This is a genomic window from Streptomyces sp. DH12 (assembly GCF_020873895.1).
GTDB lineage: Bacteria > Actinomycetota > Actinomycetes > Streptomycetales > Streptomycetaceae > Streptomyces.
The window spans coordinates 1-535 of record NZ_JAHWGT010000643.1 but is presented as its reverse complement, the minus strand read 5'-3'; the positions used below and the strand labels follow the sequence as shown (position 1 = coordinate 535).

The 535-nt window shown below is 67.7% G+C and carries 1 protein-coding gene; it reads right to left on the bottom strand.

Annotated elements, in window-relative coordinates; all coding sequences use genetic code 11:
- Positions 1-535, bottom strand: a 535-nt coding sequence (locus LPA54_RS36235) for an LCP family protein (RefSeq protein ID WP_228984776.1), incomplete at both ends; no start/stop codon positions are given.

The following is a 535-nucleotide window of genomic DNA, read 5'->3' as shown; positions in this document are numbered from 1 at the left end:
GTGAGGGACTTGGTGGCCGCGTCGGCGACGTCCAGCATCTTCGACGGGCTGCTGAGCGTGTCCTCCTTGAGCCGGCGCAGCATCGACGCGACGAACTTCTGCTGCATCCCGATCCGGTCCAGGTCGCTCTCGTTCTTCAGTCCGTGCCGGTTGCGCAGGAACGACAGGGCCTCCTCGCCCTGGATGGTGCTCTTTCCTTCCGGGAGGTCGAGGTTCGTGCCGCCGTCCGTGTCCTTCAGCGGCTTCTCCAGGCACACCTCGACGCCGCCGACCGCCGTGGACAGCGTCTTGACGGCGTTGAAGTCGAACATCATGAAGTGGTCCACGTCCAGGCCGGTCAGCTCCTCGACCGTGCGCATGGTGCAGCCGGGGTCGCGGCCCCCGACGCCGTAGGACTCGTTGAACCGGGTGGTGCCCTCCGAGCCGGGGATCGTCTTCGTCGAGCCGTCGGACTGCCGGGTCTCGCAGTCCGGTATCCCGGTCATCAGGTCCCGGGGGATGCTCACCACCGTGGCGTTGGACCGGTCCCCCGCGA